At 64.2% G+C, this 19,440-nt stretch carries 16 protein-coding genes; 5 read left to right on the forward strand and 11 right to left on the reverse strand.

Annotated elements, in window-relative coordinates; genetic code table 11:
• Positions 1-19: 19 nt before the first annotated feature.
• Positions 20-1,630, reverse strand: a complete 1,611-nt coding sequence (hutH, locus tag BLR35_RS19825; protein ID WP_090386097.1) for a histidine ammonia-lyase — start codon at positions 1,628-1,630, stop codon at positions 20-22.
• A 122-nt stretch (positions 1,631-1,752) separates the two neighbouring features.
• On the opposite strand from hutH, the gene BLR35_RS19830 reads away from it, so the two are divergent.
• On the forward strand, positions 1,753-2,106 hold the full coding sequence (locus tag BLR35_RS19830; RefSeq protein ID WP_090386099.1) for a hypothetical protein: 354 nt from the start codon (positions 1,753-1,755) through the stop codon (positions 2,104-2,106).
• 23 nt (positions 2,107-2,129) lie between these two features.
• Here the strand turns inward: BLR35_RS19830 and hutI are convergent, their stop codons facing one another.
• From hutI to hutU, 3 genes are read right to left on the reverse strand one after another with little or no spacing between them, the layout of a single operon-like run.
• Positions 2,130-3,356 carry an imidazolonepropionase gene (hutI, locus tag BLR35_RS19835; protein ID WP_090386101.1) on the reverse strand — a complete coding sequence of 409 codons (1,227 nt, stop codon included), beginning with the start codon at positions 3,354-3,356 and terminating at the stop codon, positions 2,130-2,132.
• On the reverse strand, positions 3,353-4,399 hold the full coding sequence (gene hutG, locus BLR35_RS19840) for a formimidoylglutamase (RefSeq protein WP_090386104.1): 1,047 nt from the start codon (positions 4,397-4,399) through the stop codon (positions 3,353-3,355). The genes hutI and hutG overlap by 4 nt, the downstream gene beginning before the upstream one ends.
• The gene (gene hutU, locus BLR35_RS19845) at positions 4,399-6,147 is read right to left on the reverse strand and encodes a urocanate hydratase (protein ID WP_090386106.1); all 1,749 of its coding nucleotides are present in this window, start codon (positions 6,145-6,147) and stop codon (positions 4,399-4,401) included. The genes hutG and hutU overlap by 1 nt, the downstream gene beginning before the upstream one ends.
• 87 nt (positions 6,148-6,234) lie before the next feature.
• On the opposite strand from hutU, the gene BLR35_RS19850 reads away from it, so the two are divergent.
• Entirely contained in the window at positions 6,235-6,885 is a 651-nt protein-coding gene (locus BLR35_RS19850) for a helix-turn-helix domain-containing protein (RefSeq protein ID WP_090386109.1), read from the forward strand.
• A gap of 2 nt (positions 6,886-6,887) precedes the next feature.
• Here BLR35_RS19850 and BLR35_RS19855 read toward each other — a convergent pair whose 3' ends face one another.
• Both BLR35_RS19855 and BLR35_RS19860 read right to left on the reverse strand, forming a co-directional pair.
• Positions 6,888-8,066 (reverse strand): tRNA sulfurtransferase, encoded by a 1,179-nt coding sequence (locus BLR35_RS19855; RefSeq protein WP_090386111.1) that lies wholly within the window; start codon positions 8,064-8,066, stop codon positions 6,888-6,890.
• Positions 8,067-8,118: 52 nt separating this feature from the next.
• Positions 8,119-9,348 carry an MFS transporter gene (locus BLR35_RS19860; RefSeq protein WP_090386114.1) on the reverse strand — a complete coding sequence of 410 codons (1,230 nt, stop codon included), beginning with the start codon at positions 9,346-9,348 and terminating at the stop codon, positions 8,119-8,121.
• A gap of 187 nt (positions 9,349-9,535) precedes the next feature.
• Between BLR35_RS19860 and BLR35_RS19865 the strand changes: the two genes are divergently transcribed.
• Positions 9,536-10,222, forward strand: coding sequence for a DUF4336 domain-containing protein (locus BLR35_RS19865; protein ID WP_090386253.1), 687 nt, complete (start codon positions 9,536-9,538; stop codon positions 10,220-10,222).
• Here the strand turns inward: BLR35_RS19865 and BLR35_RS19870 are convergent.
• The gene (locus BLR35_RS19870) at positions 10,219-11,424 is read right to left on the reverse strand and encodes a methionine adenosyltransferase (RefSeq protein WP_090386117.1); all 1,206 of its coding nucleotides are present in this window, start codon (positions 11,422-11,424) and stop codon (positions 10,219-10,221) included. The genes BLR35_RS19865 and BLR35_RS19870 overlap by 4 nt on opposite strands.
• Positions 11,425-11,520: 96 nt before the next feature.
• Positions 11,521-12,087 (reverse strand): class IV adenylate cyclase, encoded by a 567-nt coding sequence (cyaB, locus tag BLR35_RS19875; RefSeq protein WP_090386120.1) that lies wholly within the window; start codon positions 12,085-12,087, stop codon positions 11,521-11,523.
• Between the two features lie 88 nt (positions 12,088-12,175).
• Between cyaB and BLR35_RS19880 the strand changes: the two genes are divergently transcribed.
• Entirely contained in the window at positions 12,176-13,123 is a 948-nt protein-coding gene (locus tag BLR35_RS19880; protein ID WP_090386124.1) for an FKBP-type peptidyl-prolyl cis-trans isomerase, read from the forward strand.
• A gap of 210 nt (positions 13,124-13,333) precedes the next feature.
• Here the strand turns inward: BLR35_RS19880 and BLR35_RS19885 are convergent, their stop codons facing one another.
• Positions 13,334-13,594 carry a cytochrome C oxidase subunit IV family protein gene (locus BLR35_RS19885; protein WP_090386127.1) on the reverse strand — a complete coding sequence of 87 codons (261 nt, stop codon included), beginning with the start codon at positions 13,592-13,594 and terminating at the stop codon, positions 13,334-13,336.
• A gap of 140 nt (positions 13,595-13,734) precedes the next feature.
• Between BLR35_RS19885 and BLR35_RS19890 the strand changes: the two genes are divergently transcribed.
• Positions 13,735-15,420, forward strand: a complete 1,686-nt coding sequence (locus BLR35_RS19890) for a S8 family serine peptidase (RefSeq protein ID WP_090386130.1) — start codon at positions 13,735-13,737, stop codon at positions 15,418-15,420.
• A 276-nt stretch (positions 15,421-15,696) separates the two neighbouring features.
• On the opposite strand, the gene BLR35_RS19895 is transcribed toward BLR35_RS19890, so the two are convergent.
• Positions 15,697-18,150, reverse strand: coding sequence for a cbb3-type cytochrome c oxidase subunit I (locus tag BLR35_RS19895; RefSeq protein ID WP_090386132.1), 2,454 nt, complete (start codon positions 18,148-18,150; stop codon positions 15,697-15,699).
• Positions 18,147-19,196: a cytochrome c oxidase subunit II gene (coxB, locus tag BLR35_RS19900; RefSeq protein WP_090386135.1), complete on the reverse strand. Its 1,050-nt coding sequence runs from the start codon at positions 19,194-19,196 to the stop codon at positions 18,147-18,149. The genes BLR35_RS19895 and coxB overlap by 4 nt, the downstream gene beginning before the upstream one ends.
• Between the last annotated feature and the right edge of the window lie 244 nt (positions 19,197-19,440).

Below are 19,440 nucleotides of genomic sequence, written 5' to 3' on the forward strand. Positions count from 1 at the left end.
GCATGGAGTTGGCCGGTGATTACGCCGTATCGACCGATTCGAGTGACGAGGCGATCGCGTCCTCGAGTAGGCCCTCCTCGAGCAGGTCGACGACGCGTTCGACGTCGTCGTGGAGCGGCCGATCGCCGGTCTCGGAAAGCGGCGGTGCGACTTCCCGGACGAGGTCACGAACGGCACCTGTCCCCGTCCCGAGCGAGAGATCGTCGGGTTCGACGTCGAACGCGTCGTCGACGTACTCGGCGGCTTCGGCACCACAGAGGAGTTCGGCGGCGACGACCCACGTCGCGTTCTCGAGGGCGGTTCGGACCTGCAGTGCGGACTGGGCGCTCATGCTGACGTGGTCTTCCTGCCCACCGCTGACGGGGGTGTTGTCGCTCGAGGCCGCCCCGAGCGACCGAATCTCGTTGACCAGCGAGGCGGCGGTGTACTGGGCGATCATGTAACCCGACTCGACGCCACTGTTGGCCGCGAGAAACGGCGGCAGATGTGGCTCCTGGAGGTTCGGGTTCAGCATGCGATCGATCCGCCGTTCCGAGATCGCAGTGAGGTCCGCAAGTGCGAGGCGAACGTACTCGAGTCGCAAGGCGAGTGGCGCACCGTGGAAGTTGCCCCCCGAGAGCACGGAGGCATTGTCGGTGCCGGACGCGCGTTCGTCGACGCGGTCGGAAGCGAACACGAGCGGGTTGTCGGTCGCGCTGTTGAGTTCGATCTCGACGCCGTCCCGGAGATGCTCGAGGGCGTCACGCACAGCACCGTGGACCTGCGGAAGACACCGCAGCGAGTAGGCGTCCTGGACCCGATCGCAGTTGCGGTGGGCCTCGACGACTTCGCTGTCGGCCGTAAGTCGGCGGACGAAAGCGGCGCTCTCCTGCTGGCCCGCGTGTGGTCGGACGTCCTGGATCGCCGGATCGGACGTCGCGGTCGTGGCCAGCGTCGTCTCGGTCGTCAGCGCACCCGCTGCATCGGCAGCGCGGACGAGTCGCTCGCCGTCGACGACCGCGAGCGAGGCCAGTCCGACCGTCAACTGGGTGCCGTTGATGAGCGCCAGTCCCTCCTTCGGCGCGAGAGAAAGTGGCTCGAGACCGATCGCTGCGAGGGCGTCGTCACCGGGTAGTCGTCGTTCGCTCCCATCGACCTCGACGACGGCCTCGCCTTCGCCGACCAGGACGAGCGCCATGTGTGCAAGCGGTGCGAGGTCGCCGCTGGCACCGAGGCTCCCTCTCGACCTGACGACGGGATGGACGCCCTCGTTACAGCACTCGAGGAGGTGATCGATCACGACCTCGCGGATTCCCGAGTAGCCCTTGACCAGGGCGTTGATCCGGGCGACCATCATCGCACGGACCTCCTCACGGGAGAGTTCCCGGCCTGCGCCGGTCGCGTGGCTGCGCAGGAGGTTGTGCTGGAGACGCTCCAGGTCCTCGGGCGGAATCCGCTCGTCGACGAGTTCGCCGAACCCGGTGTTGAGTCCGTAGACGGCCTCGTCGCTCTCGAGGACGCTCTCGACGCGTCGGCGGGAGTCCCGAACCTGTTCGCGAGCCGATTCCGGGACGACGACCGGAGCGTTTTCTCGAGCGACCGCGACGACGTCTTCGGGAGTCAGCGACTCGCCGTCGAGGGCGACGGTCACGCGAGCCCACCTCGTTTGCCGCCTTGAGCGCCAGGACCTGCCGACGGACGCGGTGACGGTCGTGTCTCGCCTGCGCACGACCGCACAACGGCATTATATGCGCTCTCCCAACCTGCGAACCCATGACAGACGCAGCAATTCTCGTTCTCGCAGGGACCGAATCGCCAGCAGACCTCGGCCGCGTCGTCAACGCCTTGCAGACGACCAGGGAGTTCGACGAGGAGGGTGACGACGTCGAACTGATCTTCGACGGTGCCGGCACCCAGTGGGTCGGCAAACTCGAGGACGAGGGCCACGACTACCACGCGCTGTACGACTCGGTCTCGCACCTCGTCTCCGCCTGTGACTACTGTGTCAGCGCCTACGACGTCGACGACTCGGTCGCCGAGAGTGCCGCCGAACGAGTCGACGAGTACGAAGGCCATCCCAGCGTGCGCTCGCTCGTCGCCGAGGGAGCCGAAGTCGTCACGTTCTGATCGGCCCTGAACAGCAAGAGTCGTCACGAAACCACCACCTCGCCGTTCTTCAGCACTTTGTCGACGGCAGACGTATCGAATCGATAGGCGAGGTGTGCGGACGACGGCGCCTCGAGTACGACGGCGTCGGCCGGCGCGCCGACTTCCAGCCGCCCTGTGCCGTCCTCGCGCTCGAGCGCACGCGCCGCACCGCTCGTGGCCGCCCGGAGCGCCTCCCCGGGCGTGAGCCCCATCTCGACGCAGGACAGCGTCTGGACGAACTCCATGCTCCGGGCGTGGCAGTTGGGGTTGAAGTCGGTCGCGACCGCGAGCGGGCCGCCAGCCTCGAGGATTGCACGCGCGTCGGCGTACTCCTCGCCGAGGCCGAACGCCGTTCCGGGCAACAGGACGGGAACGACGTCGGCTGCGAGCAGGGCCTCGACGTCCTCGTCGGTCGCACAGAGGAGGTGGTCGGCACTCGCTGCCTCGAGATCAGCCGCCAGCTGTGAGCCACCCAGTCGCGTGAACTCCTCGGCGTGGACCTTCGGGGTCAGTCCGGCCTCGCGACCAGCCTCGAGGACGCGACGGGATTGTTCGACCGAGAAGACACCCTCCTCGCAGAAGACGTCGCAGAACTCGGCGATTCCCTGTGACTCGACGGCCGGGATCTGGTCGTCGACGACCTGGTCGACGTAGTCGTCGGTCGAGACGCCCTCGGGGACCGCATGAGCGCCCAGGAACGTCGGTACGAGGTCGACTGGGTGGGTTTCGTCCGCTCGTTCGATGACCTCGAGCAACTGCAACTCGGTCTCGATGTCGAGTCCGTACCCCGACTTGACCTCGACGGTCGTCGTCCCGCCTGCGAGCATGACGTCGAGGTGGTCGAGCAGGTTCTCGAGGAGCCGATCGGCGCTCGCCTCGCGCGTCGCCCCGACGGTTCGGAGGATGCCGCCGCCCTCCTCCAAGATCTCCTGATAGCTTTTCCCTCGGAGTTTGGCTTCGAACTCGTCGGAGCGGTCGCCTGCGAAAACCGCGTGGGTGTGCGGGTCGACGAAGCCGGGGACGACAGCGTTCCCGTCGGCGTCGATCGCTACATCGGCGTTTTCGGGCGGGTACTCGCGGGTAACCTCGTCCGTGTCGCCGACCGCGACGACCTCGCCGTCGACCGCGGCGAAGGCGGCGTCTTCGCACATCTCGAGCGGTTCGTCGTCTCCGGGGCCGACGACGAGTTCGCTCGCGCCGTAGACGACGCAGGTGTGCTCCGTCGTCATCGTCTCCCCTCCAGATAGCCCGCGAGGAAGTGTGCGACGGCTCTCGCAGCGGCGTCGACGGTCAGATTCTCGCGATCGAGCGGCGGTGCGCACTCGACGACCTCGAAGCCGGCGATCCGGTCGTCGCCCGCGAGGAATCGCAGGAGTCGGTACAGTTCACGGGTGGTGATCCCGCCCGGCGTCGGCGCGCTCACGCCTGGTGCGGCGGCTGCGTCGAGGACGTCGCAGTCGACGCTGACGTAGACGGAGTCAACGTCGTCCATCGCCTCGAGTGCGCGGGCGGCCGCCGCAATAGTGTCCTCGCCGACTTCCTCCGCGGTGACGACCTCGCCGCGACGCTTCCGGACGAAGTCGTGGTAGGTCGAGGAGGTCTCGAAGTGACGTGCCCCGAGGCAGGCGTAGCGGTCGAGGCCGTCCTCGAACAGTTGTCGGTACGGCGTCCCGCTCGAGGGGCCGTCGACGGGGTCGCGGACGTCGAGGTGAGCGTCGACGTTGATGACGCCGACCGACTCCTCGCGGGCGAGCGGCCCGACGTTCGGGTAGGAAAGCGAGTTGTCGCCGCCGAGAAAGATCGGGAGCGCCCCGAGGTCGTGGACGAGCGCGGTCGTCTCCTCGAGAGTGGACTGAACGCTTTCGACGGACACGTCGTCCGCTTCTCCGTCCTTGAGTTCGTCCACGAGCACCCGAACGTCGCCCAGGTCGGCTACCGAGCCGACGGGTCCGCCGTCGAAGTGGTGGGTCTTGACGCGTGCGAGCGAGCGCCTGATCTCAGTCGGTCCCTTGCGTGCGCCGGAACGACCGATCACGGCACCGTCGTACGGTTCGCCGACGAGGACGACCGCGGCATCGGACTCGAGTTCGAAGCCGTCTTCGTCGGCCGAGCCGACGATTTCCGTCGACTCGACGACGTGACCGAACAGTTCGTCGTTCGGGTCGTCGACCGTCGCGACGTCCCCCCACCCACCGGCCGACTCCCACTCGGGATGGACGGCGAACGCTGCGTTCGGCTCGTCGATATCGCTGTCGGGTTCCTCCTCGCTCATCACTCGAGATCCTCCATCGGTACGTGGACGTTCGACTCCCGGGCTTCTGAAAGTGCGTCTTCGTAGCCTGCGTCGGCGTGACGAATCACACCGGTGCCGGGGTCGGTGGTGAACACCCGTCTGGCTTTCTCGGCGGCGAGGTCGGTGCCGTCGAGGACGACGTGGTTGTTCGCGTGGAGGGCGTTGCCGATGCCGACGCCGCCGCCGTCGTGGACGCTGACGATGTCCGCACCGGCAGCGCAGTTCAGGAGGGCGTTCAGGATCGGCCAGTCGGCGACCGCGTCCGTCCCGTCTTTCATGGCCTCGGTTTCACGGTTCGGGCTCGCGACCGATCCCGCGTCGAGGTGGTCGCGCGTGACGACGACCGGGGCCGAAATCTCGCCCTCGGCGACCATCTCGTTGATCCGCAGGGCGAAGCGGGCGCGTTCGGTTAGCTCTTCGTCGCCCTCGCCCTCAGTACTGTAGCCGAGCCAGCAGACTCGACTCGGGAGCCCCTGGAACTGGATCTCCTCCTGGGCGAGTTCGATCCACCGACGGAGGTGGTCCTTCTCGGGGAACAACTCGAGGACGGCCTCGTCGGTCCGGTGGATGTCCTCGGGGTCGCCCGACAGCGCGAGCCAGCGGAAGGGACCCTTCCCGCGACAGAACTGCGGGCGGATGTAGGCGGGGACGAAACCGGGGAAATCGAATGCATCCTCCCGGTCGAAATGGTCCTGCACCTGTCCCCGGATATTGTTCCCGTACTCGAAGGCGATCGCACCTCGATCCTGTAACTCGAGGATGGCGTCGACGTGGCGTTCCATCGTCTCGAGGCTTTCTTCCTGATACGTCTCGGGATCTTCCTCGCGAAGGTCGTCTGCCTCTTCGACCGTGTAGCCAGCGGGATAGTACCCCTCGAGGGCGTCGTGGGCGCTGGTCTGGTCGGTGACGACGTCGGGGACGAACCCGCGCTCTATGAACCGTTCGTGTAACTCGGCGGCGTTCGCGTGGACGCCGACGCTGTAGGGGTCGCCGGCCTCAGCCGCGTCTTCGGCGCGCGCGATCGCCTCGTCGATGTCGTCGACTTTCTCCATGCAGTAACCCGTCTCGAGGCGTCGGTCGATCCGGTCCTCGTCGACCTCCGCTGCGATGCAGACGCCTTCGTTCATCGTGACCGCGAGCGGCTGTGCGCCGCCCATTCCGCCAAGGCCGGCCGTCGCGACGATCTTCCCCGAGAGATCGCTATCGAAGTGCTGCCGTGCTAACTCGGCGAGCGTCTCGAACGTCCCCTGGATGATCCCCTGCGTGCCGATGTAGGCCCACGATCCCGCCGTCATCTGGCCGTACATGATCTTTCCCTCGGCCTCGAGTTCGTGGAAGTGCTCCCAGTCGTCCCACTTCCCGACGAGGTTCGAGTTCGCGATCAGCACGCGCGGCGCGTGCTCGTGGGTCCGAAACCGGCCGACTGGTTTCCCCGACTGTACGAGGAGGGTCTCGTCGTCCTCGAGGGTCCGTAGCTCCTCGAGAATCGCGTCGTAGGCGTCCCACGAGCGGGCCGCCCGACCGGTGCCGCCGTAGACGACCAGTTCCTCGGGTTTCTCGGCAACCTCCGGATCGAGGTTGTTGTTGAGCAGCCGGAAGGCAGCTTCCTGACGCCATCCTTCACACTCGAGGTCCGTCCCGGTCGGCGCGCCCCGGTACTCGCGCCACTGGTCGCTCGGCTCTCCTCGTCGGTGTCGTTTCTCGGCCGAAGATTCCTGATCCGCCATGCCTCTCTCTACCACACGCCGAACCAATACGAGTCCCGTTCCGTACGGAGAAGATTTTATAAGAAACGGGGTGGGTGTCGAAACCACGTGTACGAAGCCACCTTCGTCATCGCCGACTCGAGCGTCTACACCGACCCCACCGAGGACGCCGACTGTCGCGTCGAACTCTGGTGTAACGAGCATTCGGATCTGCTGTACGCGACGGGGTCGCGACTCGATCCCCTGCTCTCGCGGATCCGGGACACCGTCGGCGTCGAGGAACAGGTCCGGGGCGACGGCGAGGCCGTCGTCATCACGCAGTCGTGTTTCAAGGCGTTCGACGAGACTCACGTCGACCGTTACCTCGCGGCCCACAACTGCCTGCTCGTGCCGCCGTTACGGTACGAGGACGGACAGAAACAGTGTCGGATTCTCGCGCTCGACCCCGCCAGTCTGACCGACCTCTACGTCGACCTGCTCGAGGACGACTTCGAGATCGACGTTCGGAGCAAACGCGAGATCACGATGCCATCACACTCTTCGCCGCTGCTGACGCTCGACGACGCGTTGCCGGAACTGACGGACCGACAGCGAGAGGTGCTGTCGCTAGCAGTCGAACGTGGCTACTACGAACTCCCACGGGAGACGACGACGAAGGAACTGGCGGTGGACCTCGAGGTCAGTCGGCGAACAGTCGACGACCATCTGCGACGCGCGGAACGAAAGTTGCTCACGACGCTGGTGTCGTACCTGTACTGATCTCAGGGTTCGACGAGTTCGGCTTGTTTTGCGGCTTCCTCGGCCCGCTCGAGCAGGTCGTCGGGTTCGCTCTCGAGCAGTGGCTCGAAGCGGGCGTTGGTCTCCGCGCGGTCGGGCGCGACGCGGTTACAGCCGGCGTCGATCGTCGAGTCGGTGAACGTGTCGATCTCCCGTGCCTGGGCGACGATGTCGTGTTTGTCTCGAGTCAGTAGCGGCCGGTGGATCGGCAGCGAGGTAGCACGGCTGGTGACGCCGAGGTTCTGGAGCGTCTGGCTCGACTTCTGGCCGACCGCCTCGCCGGTGACGATTCCGTGGGCGTCGACGCGCTCGGCGAGTACCTCCGCAGCCCGGTAGAAGAACCGCCGCAGCGAGAGCATCCGCCCCTGTTCCATCTCGGAGACGAGCAGGTCGACCGTCTCGCCGCCGGGGACCTTGTACACCTGCATGTCGAAGTTCGGCGCGTACGCCGCGAGCGTCCGGACCGTCTCCATCGCACGGGCCTCGTGATCGATCCCGCCGTAATCGCCGAGATCCACGTAGACAGGGACGATCGGGCTACCGCGGCGCATCATTTCGTAGGCCGCAACCGGCGAGTCGATCCCGCCGCTGATCATCGCGATCGTCTTCTCCTGGGCGCCCAGCGGGAGTCCGCCCGGCCCGGCGACCGACTCGAGGTAGACGAAAGTGGCGTCCTCCCGGACTTCGACGCCGAAGGTGACGTCGGGATCGTCGAGGTCGACCTCGGGGGCGAACTCGTCCTCGACGGCCTCCCAGACGGCCGTCCCGCCCTCTCGTGCCAGGTCCTCGCTGTCGTAGGGGAGCGTCTTGTCCGCTCGCCGGGCGTCGATCGCGAACGTCCCGCCGTCGTAGCACGCGCGTGCGATTTCCTCGAGCGCCTCGAGAATCTGCTCTTTCTCCGTACTGACGGTGACGGCTGGGCTCGCCGAGACGACGCCGAAGGTGTCGGTCGCGGCCGCGGTCGCCTCGCCGATCGCGTCCTCGTCGGTGTGGATCAGCGGTCGGTTCCAGCGGCGTTCGACCTCGCCGGGAATCGACCGGTTGGAGAGAAGCGCCTCGAGATTCTCGACGAGTTTTCCCTCCATGTACCGCTTGACGGTGTTGCTCTTCGTGTTGAGGTCGCCGTGTCGGACGAGGACAGTGTCGGCTCCCGGCAGATGCATGGCCATGGATAGACGGTCGTGGCTATAAGGGGATTACGAGGGGCGGGCGGCGTCAACTGGCCGATTCTCCGATGGTGGGATTCATCTGGCCCGTGTGGGCGTAGATGCCGGCGACGAGCACGATTCCGGCGAGTACGGGTAAAGCCGCGCTGAGCCCGTAGACGAACTCGAAGTTGACGACCTCGACCAGCGGCAACGAGACCAGCGGTCCGAGCCCACCACCGACGTCGCCGAGGACGTTGTTGGTCCCCATCGCGCGGCCGACGCGCTCGTCGGGCGTGAGATCCGCGAGCAGTGCCGTCAGTGGGCCGCCGACGCCGCCCTGTCCGGCACCGATCAGGATACAGGCAAGCACCAGCACCTCGAAACTCCGGCCGAACGCGAGCACGAGAAAGCCCACGAACGAGGTGAGCAGAAAGCCCAGGAGGACGGGAACTCGAGCGCCCACCGAGTCGCTCAGGATGCCGCCGCCGAGCGTGAACACGGCGCCAGTGAGTACCGTCACGGCCATCAGCATGCCCGACGAGCCCTGTGCGTCGAGACCGAAGATCGTGATGCTGCGCTCGCCGAGCAAGAGAACGAGCGTCGAGAACAGCACGCCGATGTACGCGAAGTAGAGCCCGAAGTTGACGAGACCGACGGTCACCGCTGGAATCGATATCTCGAGGTCCCAGGGTTTGACCGACTTCTGTTCGCCCTCGACGTGGGTTTCGGGGACGATGAAGTATGCGATGACGCTCGCGAGACCGGCGAAACTGGCCGCGAGGATGAACGCGGCACCGTTGCTCCAGACGTCGCTGACGACGCCACCGAGCACGAGGCCTGCGGGAAAGCCGAACGTGATGCCGGCCCGAACGATCCCCATACTCGTTCCGCGGGAGTCGGCCTCGCTGACGTCGGCCGTGATCGTGTACGCCGTCGCGAAGACCAGGGCGCTGCCGAGTCCCCACAGCACGCGTGCGAGCATGAACCAGAACTCCGGCGGCGGGACGAGCAGGGCGACGACGTACATCGTGGTCGCGACGCCCTCGATCGCCAGTCCTGCGATGAACGGTTTTCGCGTCCCGATGCGGTCGACGAGGACGCCCGCGGGCGCGTTCGCCACCAGCCGCGTAAAGCGGTTCGCGCTCAGGATGAGGCCGACCATGAACGCCGAGATGCCAAGCACTTCGCCGAGGTTCGGCAGAATCGGGAAGATGACGCCGCCACCGAACCCGACGAAGAAGGTACTGGCGACGACGGCGAGGACGACTCGGTTGGACTCCATCGATGGTAACTTCACTGTCGATCGCTCTCCCGGTGTTTCGATTCGTAACCCGTTACGAAGGCAAATACGTCCGTGGGTAATGGCTCTATCGAAACCGGAACGCCAGCCAGCCCTCTCTTTCGAGGAGATCGGCCAGGAGGCGGCTTCTGTGGCCGACCGAGAGCCAGACTTATCGGTACGTTCGATGACGAGTCCATCGCCGATGCTCGAACGATTAGGCGACCGCTTCTGGACGCACGAGGAACCGCTCGAGTTCTACGGCGTCGAACTCGGACGTATCATGTCGGTCATGCGGCTCTCGAGTGGCGGGTTGTTCGTCCAGTCGCCGGCCGAACTGACCCCGGAACTGAAAGCCGCGCTAGACGACCTCGGCGAGGTCCGGTTCGTCGCTCCGGCGAGCAAACTTCACGGCCACCTGTACATGGAACAGTACCGAGCGGCCTACCCCGACGTGGAGCTACTCGCAGCGCCAGGACTCGCGCCACGGCGACCGGACCTGCGGTTCGACGGACTCCTGGGAGACGTGCCAGATCCACGGTGGGCAGCCGACCTCGATCAGGTCGTGATCGACGGTCACCGGTGGCTCTCCGAAATCGCGTTCTTCCACCGGCCGAGCAAAACGGTCGTTCTGGGCGACGTCGGCTTTCACATCGACCGAACCAGTCCGCTGAAAACGCGTCTCGTGGCACGGCTCCTTCGAATCTACGAGCGAGTCGGACCGCCGATCGAGTTTCGGCTCACGATCGCCAACGAGGAAACCTTTCGTCGGTCGATCCAGGACGTCCTCGCGTGGGATTTCGACCGGCTCGTCCCGGGACACGGTCGAATCGTCGAATCGAACGCGAAACGGGCCGTACTCGAGGGGTACGACTGGCTTCTCGAAGATTAGAACGTCGAGAGTTCGCCGTCGATCACGCGCCGGGTGATCTCCGTGACGTCGGCGAGTTCGCGATCGACGATCGCTTCGACCTCGTCCTGGACGTCCTCGAGGGTGACGCCGTCGTCGGTGACGACGTGAACGTCGGCGACGTGTGGCTCGTCGATCGGGCGGCCGATCTGGGAGAGCAGACGCACGCGCAGGTCGCGGATGCCGTCGACCTCGTCGACGACGGACTCGGCGATTTCGGTCGAGAGGAGGTTGTAGATCTTCCCGATGTGGTTGACCGGGTTCTTGCCGCTGGTCGCCTCCATCGACATCGATCGGTTCGGCGTGATGAGTCCGTTCGCACGGTTGCCCCGGCCGACGGAGCCGTCGTCACCCTGCTCGGCGGAAGTGCCGGTGACGGTGAGATAGATCGAACCCTCGTCGTAGTCGTCGGCAGTGTTGACGTGGACGGTCACGTCGCGGTCGGTGTGTTCGTTCGCGACCTCCTCGACGAACTCGCGGACCGACTCGACGGCGTCCTCGTAGGCGTCCATGTCCGGGACGTACTCGTCGATCATCGCCGCCGCGACGGTGACGTCGATCTCGTCGCCCTCGCGTTTGCCCATGATCTTCACGTCAGGGCCGAGGTACGGGTTCTCGTCGGCAAACTCGCCGTTGAGCCGCGACTCAGCCTCGGAGACGATCTGTTCGGTCTCGGTCAGGGGCGCGTGGCCGACGCCGAAACTCGTGTCGTTCGCCATCGGGACCGAGACCTCGTCCTCGCCGAAGACCTCCTGCAGGTCGCCGCTTCCCTCGCCGAGTTTCACGTCGACGATGATGTCCTCGCCGACCTCGAGTTGCGGGATCGTCTCCTCGAGATACTCGCGCGCGGCGGTGAGGGCGATGCGTTCGGTCGGAATCGTCTGGCCCTCGTAGTGTTTGGTCGCACGGCCGACGATCAGCAGGTAGATCGGGTCGACGACTTCGCCGCCGCCGAACGCGGGTGCAGCCTCGCCTGCGACCAGCTGGGTCTCGTCGGTGTTGAAGTGAAGGACCTTCCCGACCCGGTCGAGGTACGCCTGTGCCAGTGCGCTGGCGACGCTCTCGGCGACGCCGTCACAGATCGAGTCGGGATGACCGATCCCCTTTCGCTCGACGATTTCTACTTCTTGATCTTCGACTGCCTGCCGGTCGATCGGCTCGACTCGGATGTTCCGCTCGCTCATTACCGGGTCTTCGAACAGCGTGGTTCTATAACTTGCGGATATGATTCAAACGCTATCTCATAACTGGTGTGAGTTACCTCACGCCGCCGTTCGACGTTACGATTCGAGCAACAAGCCGAGATACGAGGTCCGAATCTGCTCGTCGGGGTCGAGATCGAGTTCCTCGAGGACCGTGGCGGCAGCGTTCCGTGCGGACTCGAGGTCGCGCTCGCGTTCGACCTCGGTTTCGACTTCGACGTACTCGCCGACGTCGTCGACGCTGTCGAGCGTGACGGTTAGTTCGTAGCCGTTCGCACCGTCGATCGTGAACCGCTCGCGGACCTTCCGGACCGTCGCCGCCGGCTCGAATCCCAGGTTCGTCAACACGGCGTCCATCTTCTCCTCGTCGCCGACCGCGGTCTCGACTTCCTCGCGAGTCTTGGACTCGTCGTCGACGAGCGGTCCCTTGTACGTGATCCGAGTCTGGGCGTCGTCGCTTTCGTCGGTATCCGGCCGTTCCGACCGAATCCGTAATGCCTCGTCGGTCTCCGGGAACGACCGGTGGGGTGCGTCGTAATACGTATCGACCTGGACGACCCCACCCTGTGGCGTCGCCTCGAGCGTCTCCAGACGGTCGCGGACGCGCTCGAGGTCCGCAGATACCTTCAGTTCGACCTCGTACATGCTCGAGGCGACGGGAAGCGCGCGTAAGTATCGGTCGCTCTCGCGGAAAAACGTCGTTCTTAAATGTAGACGGCGGGACGTACAAGGTATGACCGAGGAAGAAGAGGCCGAACTCGATGAGCAGGCCGAAGACGCCGACGAAGCCGCCACGGACGGGCTTCAGGAAGGCGACTTCGTGGAGATAGAGTACACCGCCTACACCGCGGACGGCGACCAGCTGGTCGACACGACCGACCCCGACGTCGCCGAAGAGGAAGGCGTCGACGACCAGGGCCAGGAGTTCAAGCCCCGCACGATCGTTCTCGGAGAGGGCCACATCTTCGAGGACGTCGAGGACGAACTCGTCGGCGGCGAAGCCGGCGACGAGGGCACCGTCACCGTCCCCGCCGAGGAAGCCTTCGGCGAGTACGACCCCGAGAACGTCGAGACCGTCAGCGCAGAGAAAATCGACGAAGACGACCGCTACCCCGGCGCGAACGTCCAGGTCGACGGTCGGCAGGGCTACATCAGCACGATCATCGGCGGCCGCGCACGCGTCGACTTCAACCACCCGCTGGCCGGTGAAGACGTCGAGTACGAGTACGAGATCGTCGACGCCGTCGACGACCGCGAAAAGCAGGCTGCCGGCCTGTTCGAGATGATGCTCGGCATGGAGCCAGAACTCTGGATCGAGACCGACGAGGTCGAAGAGGAGGTCCCCGTCGAACCCGACGACGAAGACGACGAGGACGCCGAACCCGAGTTCGAGACCGAAGTCGTCGAGAAGGAGACGCTCTACCTCGAGGCCACGCCTCAGATGACGATGAACCAGCAGTGGATGATGGGCAAACAGCAGATCGGCCAGCAGGTCATCGACCAGGTTGGCGTCGACCGCGTCATCGTCCAGGAAGTCATCGACGGCATGGGCGGCATGGGCATGCCCGGCATGATGGGCGGTATGGGCGGCGCTGGCGGCGGCGACATCGAGGACGCTCTCGAGGACGCCGACGTCGACGCCGACGAGATCGTCGAAGAACTCGAAGGCGCCGAAGAGTAACGACTCCCAGTCATTCGCGTTTTCGTGCCGGTCAGTCGACGAGAGCCGTCGCTCCGGACGCAGTAACCGTCACGACCGACGATAGTAACTCCACTCCCACACAGCTATCGCGGTATCGGGCGCATCGACGCCCAGTAGCCACTATCCGTACAGTAGGAGAGACGGTGAACGAAGAGAGAAGAACCGAAGGAGTTCGCGTCTACGACCGAATTACTGGATCGAGTATCCTGCCGCGACGGTAAGCAGGAACACCATGAACAGCGCGACCCCCATCATGTAGGAGACCGCTCTCGGTTCTTCGATCAGGTGCTGGTAGTAACCGGCGATCAGTCCCGCCTTGGCGATCGCCAGCAGTATGGTTGCACCCATCGCGGTGGCGTACGCGAAGTCGAACGTGAAAAACACGAACTTGCCCGTACCCAGTACCAGCAGTACGACGTAGATCAGGGCGTAGGTTCGAACGTCAGCCATTGGTATCCATTCTGAGTGACGGCCACTTATACCTTCCTCATATGACCGGAGCGTCCGGTATCGACCGGGTTCCGCCGCTTCCGCTCGAACCATCGAATAGGCGGAACCTCTTTATTCCGTGACTGTACAGAACTCTATCCATGACCGGTTCTTCTGGAGCCTCGTCAACGTTCGTAACGCTCTCTCTGTGTCTCCTTCTCGTCTGCTCGTCCGTCGCGGTCGGTCTCGGTGCTTCGTCCGCCGGTGCGGTTGCTGGCGATCGCTCCGATACCGTCGACGACGCGACCCTCGAAATCGACGACGAACTCGAGGAAGCGAGCGGGTCGGTCGAAATCGTCGTCCGCCTCGAGGAACCACCTCTCGCGGACGCGACGGTCAGTGACGAGACCGAAGCATACCTCGAGGGCCACGCGGCAGAGACCCAGGAACCGCTACTCGAGTACGTCGACGAAACTCCCGGCGCAAGTGTTCACGAGGAGTTCTGGGTGACAAACGCCGTGGTACTCGAGGTCGATCTCGGCCGGGTCGACCTCGAGGCCTTCGCACAGTTCGACGACGTCGAGGCCGTTCACGAGAACTTCGAGGTGCCGCTCCCGGAGGTGCCGGACGAACAGGTGACGACGCTCTCGGCCGACGCGCTGAACCACTCGAGCGAGCCGACGGCCGACGAGTCCGTGAAACCAACTACGGGAATAGACACACTGAACGCCCCGTTCGTCTGGGACGACTACGACGTTCGAGGCGAGGGCGTCCGGGTCGCAGTACTCGACACCGGCATCGATCCGACGCATCCGGACCTCGACCTGTATACGGAGGACCCCTCGGATCCGACGTATCCGGGCGGCTGGGCGGAGTTCGACGGGAGCGGCGAACGGGTCGAGGGATCGACGCCACACGACGTCGAGGGGCACGGAACACACGTCAGCGGCACCGTCGCCGGCGGCAACGACTCCGGTATCGCCGTCGGCGTCGCCCCGGAAGCGGAGTTGCTACACGGGCAGGTCCTCGGCGAGAATGGCGGCTCGTTCGCCCAGATCGTCGCCGGACTCGAGTGGGCACTCGAGGCGGACGCGGACGTCATCAACCTGAGTCTCGGTGCCGACGGAGCGCATCCGGAACTCGTCGATCCCGTCCGCAACGCCGCGGAAAGCGACACGGTCGTCGTCGGCGCCGTCGGCAACGACGGCCCCGGGACGTCGGGATCGCCCGGGAACGTCTACGAGACCCTCGGCGTCGGCGCTGTCGACGACGACGGGGCGGTCGCTTCCTTCTCCGGTGGAGAACGCCTCGAGCGGTCGAACTGGACCACCGACTGGGGAGGTGCGCCTGCGGACTGGCCGGATTCCTACGTCGTCCCCGACGTCGTCGCACCGGGCGTCGCCGTCGAAAGCACTGCTCCCGGCGGCGAGTACGCCCGGCTGCCCGGTACGTCGATGGCGACGCCCCACGTCAGCGGCACGGTCGCGCTGTTGCTCTCGCTCGAGCCGAATGCCACGTCCGAAGAGGTGACGACTGCGGTGACTGATACGACCTGGAAGCCCGACGGCGAGTCGGCCGAACGGGACGTCCGATACGGTGACGGAATCGTCGACGCCGAGGCAGCGGTCGACCACCTGCTCGAGGAAGTCGATTCGGGCGACTCGAGTGCGGTGATGACCGAATCCGACGGGACAGCAACGAACGGAACGGCGATCGAGGCCGGCAATGAGAGCGTCGAGGAGGCGGCAGTGGACGCGACGCCCGGGTTCGGTTCGCTCGGGGCGGCGGTCGCGTTCGTTTCGGTGCTCTGTTTCGGACGGTTCCTGACGAGCGATGGAAGCCGCTGAACGGCAGCGTTTATCCGGTCACGAGATCAGAGATCTCACGAACCGTGCGAACGGGCACGGATGCCCGTGAGCAGACGGGGAGAAACGACACATGATCTGTACGGTCGACGTGCAAACGGGTTCAGTGTGAACCGCCTCGGGGTCAAGCCCCGAGGCACTCGCCTTGCTTATCTGTAGATCGATCAACTGAACCAAGAACGAGCAATACTGTTACGATCGAAACGAGCAAAACGAAATCGAGTCAGTCGAAACGTCGAATCCCGTCGACCCGCCGTCCTACATCAGGTAGAACAGCGGGAACAGGAACACCCACACGATGTCGACGAAGTGCCAGTAGAGTCCGAAGAACTCGACTGGTCGGTGGTCCTCGAGGTATGCATCGACGCTCACGATCCGGTAGATCATGAACACGGCGATGAGGACGCCGAGGATCACGTGCAGGGCGTGCAGACCGGTGGTCACGAAGTAGACCGAGTGTTCGATACTGGTCCACCAGTACTCGCCGATCGAGAACTTGTACCAGTACTCGTAGGCCTTGACGCCCATGAACGTCAGCGCGAGCAGCAGCGTCGCGAGCATCGCTCCGAGCATTCCTCGCTTGTTCTTGCGCTCGGCAAACACCAGCGCCAGGATGACCGTGAAGCTCGAGGTCAGCAGGACGTAGGTGTTGAGCAGCCCGGGCCAGGAGGCGAACGGAATCGTCTCCCAGTTACCCCAGCCCATGTGCAGGCGCAGGAAGATGAAGCCGCCGATGATGGCACCGAAGACGACGACGTCAGAGGCGAGGAACACCCAGACGCCGAGTTTCGTGTTGCCGACGCCGTCGAACGGCCAGCTCTCGGCGACAGTAGGCTGTGGGACGTTGAACTCCTCGACGCCGAACTTGAACAGCGTGTACCCGAGGATCGCTACCCCGAGGACGGTCACCACTGGATAGATGATGTTCGGCTCGGCAGCAGTCCCGACCAGCGAGTGGCCGCGTGCTTCGGCGAACGACTCCATGTACGGCGTAATGCCGGACAGTCCGAGGAAGAACACGAACATGCCGACACCGATGCCGAACGGCCAGATGCTCGCGTGATCGGCGTGTTCCTCCTCGTGGACGTCCGTCGCCTGTGCGACGCCACCGTCGGTCGCAGCCTGCGTGTCGTCGACGAACTCGAGGCGACCGCTGGCGTAGCTTGGCCGACCGCTCCAGTTCTCGAGCGGCGGGGGCGACGGAATCGCCCATTCGGCCGTGCGGGAGTACTCCCACGGGTTGTCCGGTGCGTCAGGACCGGAGACCCAGCTCTTGGCGAACGTGTAGAACATGATCAGGAACGACGCCCCGAAGATGAAGGCGCCGACCGTCGAAAGCCGGTGGTAGAACGTCATTTCGCCGGCGAAGTGGAAGACGCGGCGTGGCGTCTCCCAGGCGAGGAACTGTGGGAAGTACAGCAGGTTGAAGCCGATGAAGTAGACGGCGAAGTTGAGCTTTCCGAGCGTCTCGGAGTACATCTTGCCGCTGATCTTGGGCCACCAGTAGTAGAGGCCGCCGACCAGGGCAGTGACGCCCGAGACCATCACGTAGTGGAAGTGAGCGACGACCCAGTAGGTGCCACGGAACTCGTAGTCGAGCACGACGGCACCGAGGAAGACCCCGGTGATGCCGCCGAGGATGAACAGCACGAGCGCACCCAGTGCGAACAGGAACGGCGTCGTAAACCGGACCCGTCCCTTGACCATCGTGTAGATCAGCGCGAAGACCATCAGGTCGAATGGTAACGAAATCCCGATGGTTGTCGCCATCATCAGCGTCTTGATCTCCAAGTTGATCGTCGTCAGGAACATGTGGTGCATCCAGACGAGGAACGACTGGAGCGCCACCAGAACCATCGCGATGATGACCCACTTTCGGCCGACCAGTCGCCGACCGGTGAACGTCTGGAACACCTCGAACATGATCCCCAGCGCGGGGAAGAAGACGATGTACACCTCGGGGTGACCGAAGAACCAGAACAGGTGTGCCCACAGCAGGCCCGACCCCTGGTCCGTCGCGAAGTACTGCGTCAGGAACAGTCGGTCGGACAGCAACAGCAGTCCTGCCGCAAGCAGCGCCGCGAACGCGAACAGCATCATCCAGACGGTGAGCAGCCACGACCAGGTGAAAAGCGGCATGTTCCAGAGGCCGAGGCCCTCGGCTCGAGACCGGTGGATGGTCACGAGGAAGTTCACCGTCCCGATCGTAACCGAGATGACGAACAGCGCAAGCGCGAGAATTGTCGTATTACCGCCAGTCGTCGCCTGCATCGCGGGTGTATAGGTCGGTACGTTCAGCGGTGCGTACATCGTCCACCCGCCGGCGAAGGCGCCACCCTGGAAGAACGAAAGGGCGATCAGGATCCCCGAAGCCAGGTAGAACCAGTAGCTCAGGGCGTTCAGCCGGGGGAACGCGAGGTCGTCCGCTCCGATCTGGAGCGGAACGAGGTAGTTCGCGAACCCGGTTGCGATCGGCGAGAGGAACCAGAACACCATCAACAGCCCGTGTGTCGTGACGGCTTGGTTGAACTGAGTCCCGTCGAGCAGGCCGGCTCCACCCGTTTCCCACAGATGAGCGCGGAACGCAAGCGCCATGACGCCCCCGAGCAGCAGGAAGAACAGCGACGTCACCATATACAGGATGCCGACGTCCTTGTGGTTGGTCGTGACGAGCCAGCGCTTGACCGAGGTCATCGGTGGAAGATCACTCATTCGTCGTCACCTCCGTCCTCGTCGGTCGTATCGTCGTTCGTTTCTTCGTCATCGTCGGTATCGTTGTTTTCGTCGTCAGCTTCCTCGTCTTCGTCGTCATCCTCCGGTCCCTCGACGGTGTAGGTCTCGTCGACCGGTTCGGTGAAGCTGATCGTGTCCTCGATGTCTTCGTACTCGTCGTCCTCGAACGTAATCGCTACGTCGTACGGACCACCCTGCTCGATCTCGTCGATCGTGATCGAGCCGTTTTCGAACTCGTCGTCCGAGTAGGTGAAGCTGTAGTCCTCGTCGAACTCGTCGTTGTCCTGGTGTTCGAGTGCGAGTTCGAAGCCGTCCGTGATCCGCTCTTCGCCTTCGTCCTCGAGCGTGATCGTCATCGTCAGCTGGTCGTCGACCCACTGATCGTACTCGTCCTGTGACATTACCTCAACGGGTGACTCCATGTCGCTGTGTCCGGGGCCACACAGTTCGAAACACTCGGCCGTGTACGTGCCGGGCTCTTCGGCGACGAACCAGGTTTCGTCGCTTTCACCGGGTATAGCGTCCGCTTTCACCCTGAGTTCCGATATCCCGAACGTGTGCCAGACGTCCGTCGAGGTTACGTCTATCATGATCGGTGTGTCGGCCGGAATGACCATTCCATCACCGCTGCCGACGGACGACGTCTCGAGGCCGTTGTCGTAGTAGTAGTTCCAGTCGAACGCAAATCCTTCTACGTCGACCTCGAGTGCCTCCTCGCTTGGGTTGTCGAGACCCGGATCCTCGACGTACAACAGCATCGAGTACGTCCAGATAACCAGCGAGATGACGATGATAGCACTCAGGCCAAACGACAGGAACAGTTTCTTTCCACCCTTTCCGCCAGTCGGTAGTTCCCCGACAGATGGGAGGTCCTCGCCGTCGTCACGTTCCTCCGTATCGCGATACTTGTACGCGTTGTACAGAGTATACGCGACAACGACGATTCCGACGAGCGTACCGAGTCCGAGAAATACGAGGAAAATGTTCTCGAACACGTCTACGCGCGTCCTCGGAAGCACCTCCATCGGGGTCGTTAGTGCGCTGTAAATTGTATTCACCTCTTTTGAAGACCGCCTATATGTCGGACGATGGTTCCCCGGGGCACTTATCTATTTGGAAACGGCTCAGACCACCCATCACCGACTGCCGCCCGCGATCGGTGCTCGAGTTAGCCATCGTCTTCTCCTCACTATTTCGTCGGAGTCCGTCCCCTTCTTTCTGTCGCTGTTTCGTGCCTAACATGTATGCACAAAACCTCTATCGGTAGAA

It is taken from the genome of Natronobacterium texcoconense, assembly GCF_900104065.1.
In the GTDB taxonomy this organism is placed as follows: domain Archaea; phylum Halobacteriota; class Halobacteria; order Halobacteriales; family Natrialbaceae; genus Natronobacterium; species Natronobacterium texcoconense.

Bases quoted from the DNA above. Each gene is read 5' to 3' on its own strand.
- BLR35_RS19830 (WP_090386099.1), top strand. From the start codon at position 1,753: ATGACAGACGCAGCAATTCTCGTTCTCGCAGGGACCGAATCGCCAGCA.
- hutI (WP_090386101.1), bottom strand. From the start codon at position 3,356: ATGACGACGGAGCACACCTGCGTCGTCTACGGCGCGAGCGAACTCGTC.
- hutG (WP_090386104.1), bottom strand. From the start codon at position 4,399: ATGAGCGAGGAGGAACCCGACAGCGATATCGACGAGCCGAACGCAGCG.
- hutU (WP_090386106.1), bottom strand. From the start codon at position 6,147: ATGGCGGATCAGGAATCTTCGGCCGAGAAACGACACCGACGAGGAGAG.
- BLR35_RS19855 (WP_090386111.1), bottom strand. From the start codon at position 8,066: ATGCATCTGCCGGGAGCCGACACTGTCCTCGTCCGACACGGCGACCTC.
- BLR35_RS19865 (WP_090386253.1), top strand. From the start codon at position 9,536: ATGCTCGAACGATTAGGCGACCGCTTCTGGACGCACGAGGAACCGCTC.
- BLR35_RS19870 (WP_090386117.1), bottom strand. From the start codon at position 11,424: ATGAGCGAGCGGAACATCCGAGTCGAGCCGATCGACCGGCAGGCAGTC.
- cyaB (WP_090386120.1), bottom strand. From the start codon at position 12,087: ATGTACGAGGTCGAACTGAAGGTATCTGCGGACCTCGAGCGCGTCCGC.
- BLR35_RS19880 (WP_090386124.1), top strand. From the start codon at position 12,176: ATGACCGAGGAAGAAGAGGCCGAACTCGATGAGCAGGCCGAAGACGCC.
- BLR35_RS19885 (WP_090386127.1), bottom strand. From the start codon at position 13,594: ATGGCTGACGTTCGAACCTACGCCCTGATCTACGTCGTACTGCTGGTA.
- BLR35_RS19890 (WP_090386130.1), top strand. From the start codon at position 13,735: ATGACCGGTTCTTCTGGAGCCTCGTCAACGTTCGTAACGCTCTCTCTG.
- BLR35_RS19895 (WP_090386132.1), bottom strand. From the start codon at position 18,150: ATGAGTGATCTTCCACCGATGACCTCGGTCAAGCGCTGGCTCGTCACG.
- coxB (WP_090386135.1), bottom strand. From the start codon at position 19,196: ATGGAGGTGCTTCCGAGGACGCGCGTAGACGTGTTCGAGAACATTTTC.